Source organism: Paenibacillus sp. OK060, assembly GCF_900101205.1.
Taxonomy (GTDB): Bacteria; Bacillota; Bacilli; order Paenibacillales; family Paenibacillaceae; genus Paenibacillus; species Paenibacillus marchantiae.
Genome location: NZ_FNFR01000022.1, coordinates 1 through 5221 on the forward strand (window position 1 = coordinate 1; position 5221 = coordinate 5221).

Genomic DNA, 5221 nt, shown 5'->3' on the forward strand with positions numbered 1-5221 from the left:
TGGTTACCCAATGGAACGATAGAGTTTGCTGGACGTCGCGATCACCAAATAAAGGTGAGAGGATATCGAGTAGAACTTGGAGAGATCGAAGAAGTGTTGTTGAAACAAGAAGGAATTCGGCAAGCCGCTGTGAAGAGTGTGGATCATGGGGGAGATGTGGGGCTGTGTGCGTATGTGGTTGGCGAAGAAGCAATGAACGAAACGCATCTTCGAGAGCAGCTACTCCAGCAGTTGCCTCACTACATGATTCCGTCTCATATTGTATTCTTGGAAACCCTGCCGATGAATTCAAACGGGAAGATTGCAAGGGATGAGTTGCAGAGTCCAGAGAGTGAAATTACTTCTGTGATAGAAGAGCCGCAGAGTGAAATGGAGAAAAAAGTTGCTAGCATCTGGAGAGAGGTCCTGGGGATTGAGGAGGTAAGCAGAAAAGCGAACTTTATTGATTTAGGCGGGCACTCCTTAAAAGCAATTCAAACCGTCTTAGCGATACGAAAAGAGCTGGGCGTAGAAGTATCTTTGCAGGAGTTGTTCCAAAAACCGGTGCTAGAGGAAATGGCTGCTGCCATGGAAGAGGCGCTAAGGGCAGAATATGTACGAATTCCAAGAGCGAAGGAAGCGGCATGGTACCCGGTTTCATTTGCACAAAGACGGATGATGATTCTCAATGAAATGGAAGGGATACAGACTGCATATAACATGCCAACGGTGCTACAACTAGAAGGCGACGTTGACATGTTAAAAATGGAAGAAGTTTTCCGTCAGTTAATTGAACGACATGAGGCTTTCCGCACATCCTTACACTATGAAGAGGGAGAACCGGTACAGGTAATTCACTCAGATGTACCTTTTGGAATCGAATTTCTGAAAGATGGAACTGTCGAAGAAGTGATTGGGAAATTTGTAAGACCCTTTGACTTATCGAAAGCGCCGCTCATCCGAGTTGGAACCATGCAAGAGACAAATGGAAAGCAGTTACTCTTTATAGACATGCATCATATTATCTCAGACGGAGTCTCCATGAATTTGCTGGCAGAGGAGTTCGACCATTTGTACAGCGGGTATCAATTACCTGAACTAGAACTTCAATACAAAGACTATGCCGTATGGCAGCAAGATGAGGCGGGAAGAGAGTATTATAAAGCGCAGGAGGCGTACTGGCTGACACAATTATCTGGCGACTTGCCGGTACTTGAGCTACCCACCGATTATCCACGTCCACAATTGCAAAGCTTTGAAGGAGCAGCTATTTCAGTGCAAATTGACCGTGAACTGTCTGTGCAGATTAATGAACTGGCTAAAAAACATGGTGCGACGCAGTACATGGTGATGTTAGCTGCGCTGAATGTATTGCTCTCGAAATATACAGGTCAGGAAGATATTATCGTTGGAACATCTGTAGCGGGCCGAACGCATGCAGATCTATCGGGCATCATGGGGATGTTTGTTAACGCCTTGCCGATGAGAAGCAAGCCTGTGGGAAATAAAACCTTCCAAGGTTTCCTTGAGGAAGTTAAGGAACAGTCACTAGCGGCATTTGATAACCAGGATTACCCGTATGAGGCTTTGGTGGAAAAGCTAAATGTGCGTAGAGACTCCAGCCGAAATCCGGTATTTGATGTGATGCTGAATGTAAGAAATTTTGATTCAACAAATTTAAATTTGGAAGGTTCAACTATTAAGCCGTATCAGTCTGAAAATGAAATATCTAAGTTTGATTTAACGCTTACAGTCAACCAAGATCAAGATAAGATTGATTTGTTTTTTGAATATGCTACTAAGCTCTTTAAGAAAGATACTATAGATAGAATGATCGAACATTTTATAACCATTTTGCGTGCTGCAGCGAAAAGTGGGGATATTCTCTTATCCGAAATTGACATACTCGCAGAAATGGAAAAAGAAAATCTAATTAATCTTGGTACTAAAACAAAAACAGCTTATCCTGCTAATAAAAGTATATCTGTATTATTTACAGAGCAGTTGGAACGAACACCTGATAGCATAGCGGTTCAGGACAGAGAACAGAGATTGACTTATCGTCAACTAAATGAGCGTGCAAACCATATTGCGGTTAAGCTCCAACAATTAGGTGTTGGTTCAGATGATATTGTCGCAATATTAGCAGATCGCTCCATTGAAACAATAGTTATGGAATTGGGAGTTATAAAAGCAGGTGGTGCTTATTTACCTATATCGCCAGATAGCCCTGAAGAGCGTATCAACTATTTTTTAATGGATAGCGATACCAAAGTGGTTCTAACTAAGAATTGTTTTGCCGGGACATTAAGGAATGGTAATGCTGAGCTCTTAATAATAGAGGAGCTATCGACACAAAAAGAACTGGCCTTACCAATTGATAATAGTAAGCCAAATGATTTGGCGTATGTGATGTATACATCGGGCACAACAGGAAAACCCAAAGGGGTAATGGTGGAGCATCGCAATGTTGTTAGATTGGTTAAGAATACTAATTATATCAGATTTGAAGAAGGTAAACGTATGGTGCAAACCGGAGATTTAACGTTTGATGCAAGTACCTTCGAAATTTGGGGTGCACTACTGAATGGTATGGAATTGCACATTATCGATAAGAATACCTTGTTAAATTCGAAACAATTGGAAGAAGTATTAAATAATCGTAATATCGATACAATGTGGCTAACGTCTCCTTTGTTTAATGAGCTTTCGACTGATAATCCGAATATGTTTAGATCTCTTAAACAGTTAGTAATCGGTGGAGATGTTTTATCACCATCTAAAGTCCGAGAAGTTGTAAAAGAATGTAAAACTCTTAATATAATTAATGGGTATGGTCCAACTGAAAACACTACTTTTTCTTGTAGTTATTTAATTGAAGAATCAATAAACGACAATAGCATCCCTATTGGGCGCCCGATTAATAATTCCACTGTTTTTGTAGTGAATAATCATGGACAACTTTGTCCAACAGGCGTACCTGGAGAGTTATGGGTAGGGGGGGATGGTGTTGCTCGAGGATACCTCAATGAAGAATCCCTTACCAAAGAAAAGTTTATTGCTAGTCCATTTAATTCAAACGAAAAATTATATCGAACTGGAGATTTAGTGAAGTGGTTGAAAGATGGGAACTTGGAATATTTAGGACGTATTGACGATCAAGTTAAGATAAGAGGCCACCGAATTGAAATAGGCGAAATCGAAACAGTTCTCATGAAACATGATGCTATTAAACAAGCTTATATAAATACTAAAACAGTCCAAGATGAACTAGTTCTTTGTGCGTATATTGTAACCCGATATCCATTGAGAACAGAATTAATCAAAAAACATTTGCTGAATTATCTTCCAAGCTATATGGTTCCGACATTTTTTATTCAAATGGATCGGTTACCGCTCACAGAGAATGGAAAGGTTGATAGGGATGCTCTTCCACAACCAGAGGTTAAGGAGATACCAGCTCATAAGGTTTCGTTTAGTGACACGGAACGGAAGTTGGCACAAATCTGGAGTGAAATTTTAGGCATTGATGGCAATATTGGTGCAGAGGCTAGCTTTTTTGAGTTAGGCGGACACTCACTTAAAGCAATTGGGCTTCTATCCGCCATACGTAAAGAATTTGGGGTGGAAATAAACTTACAAGAGTTGTTTCAAAAACCAGCACTAGATGAACTCGCAGCAACAATCGATGGGTCTACTAAAACACTATATGCACGAATTCCTCGTGTGGAGAAAAAAGACTGGTATCCTGTCTCCTTTGCTCAAAGACGGATGATGATTCTCAATGAAATGGAAGGAATTCATACCACGTATAACATGCCAACTGTTTTACAACTGGAAGGTAATGTTGATATGTCGCGACTGGAAGAAGTATTTCGTCAGCTAATCAAACGACATGAAGTATTCCGGACATCCTTACACTACCAAGATGGGGAACCAGTTCAAGTTATCCATCCGGAAATATCATTTGCGATGGAGAATTTGACGGGAGAAAACATAGAAGTAGCTTTGAAGGAATTCGTCAGACCGTTTGACTTAACGGTCGCTCCACTCTTGCGCGTTGGTGTACTAAGAGCTGCAGATGAAAAAAAACTGTTATTCATTGATATGCATCATATTATATCCGACGGTGTTTCCTCGAGTATTCTAGCGGAGGAGTTTGACCGGCTTTACAATGGACAGAAGCTACCTGAACTGGACGTTCAGTACAAGGACTATGCTGTATGGCAACAAGAAGGCGCCGGACATGATCTGTATAAGGCGCAAGAGACGTATTGGTTGGAATTGTTGTCTGGTAACCTTCCTGTGCTTGAATTACCAACGGATTATCCGCGTCCACAACTGCAAACCTTTGAAGGCAACGTAGTTTCTATGCATGTGGATCAAGAACTTTCTACACGTATTAATGAAATAGCAACAAGACACGGGGCAACAAACTATATGGTGATGTTAGCAGCGCTAAATGTCCTTTTATCAAAATATACAGATCAGGAAGACATATTAGTTGGGACACCAGTTGCTGGTCGTACACATGCAGATATACAAGATACATTTGGTCTGTTTGTAAACACAGTTGTTATGAGGAATCAGTTGAAAAAGGGACAACTCTTCAAAGACTTCCTACTAGAAGTAAAACAAAATGCAATAAATGCTTTTGAGAATCAAGATTATCCGTTCGAGTCTTTAATTGATAAGTTAAATGTAAAAAGGGATTTTAGTCGTAATCCAGTTGTAGATTTAATGCTAACAATTCGTAACATCAACTCGGAGAAAATGGAAGCGAACAGTATAAATGCTACTAGTCATCCAATAACCCTAACCAAAACGAAATTTGACCTTACAATAACTGTGCTCGAGGAGCACAATGGAACCATGCAACTACAATTTGAGTATGCAACTAAGTTATTTAGAGAAGAAACCGTAACTAGGATGGCTCAACATTTCACTAATATTTTGTCTATAGTTACTGATAACGAGGAGATTGAATTATGATTATTGATATGCTTTCCAACCAAGAGCGTTTGCTACTTTTAAATAATTTTAATGATACAGTTACAGCGTACCCTACCGAAAAAACAATATCTGAGTTATTTCAGGAGCAAGTTGGAAAAACACCAGATCATATTGCTTTGCAAGTAGAGGTTGCTAAGCTGACATATCGTGAATTAAATGAACAAGCAAATCAGATTGCTGTCAAACTGCAAAGTATGGGCACCGATTCGGATGAGATTGTCGCAGTGAT

At 40.1% G+C, this 5221-nt stretch carries 2 protein-coding genes; both read left to right on the plus strand.

From position 1 onward, the window contains the following. The first annotated feature begins 54 nt into the window (after positions 1–54). The gene (locus tag BLS14_RS32180) at positions 55–4971 is read left to right on the plus strand and encodes a non-ribosomal peptide synthetase (RefSeq protein ID WP_218133149.1); all 4917 of its coding nucleotides are present in this window, start codon (positions 55–57) and stop codon (positions 4969–4971) included. Further along, the coding region (locus tag BLS14_RS32185) for an AMP-binding protein (RefSeq protein ID WP_143021617.1) at positions 4968–5221 on the plus strand (254 nt) is incomplete at its 3' end. The genes BLS14_RS32180 and BLS14_RS32185, both read left to right, overlap by 4 nt.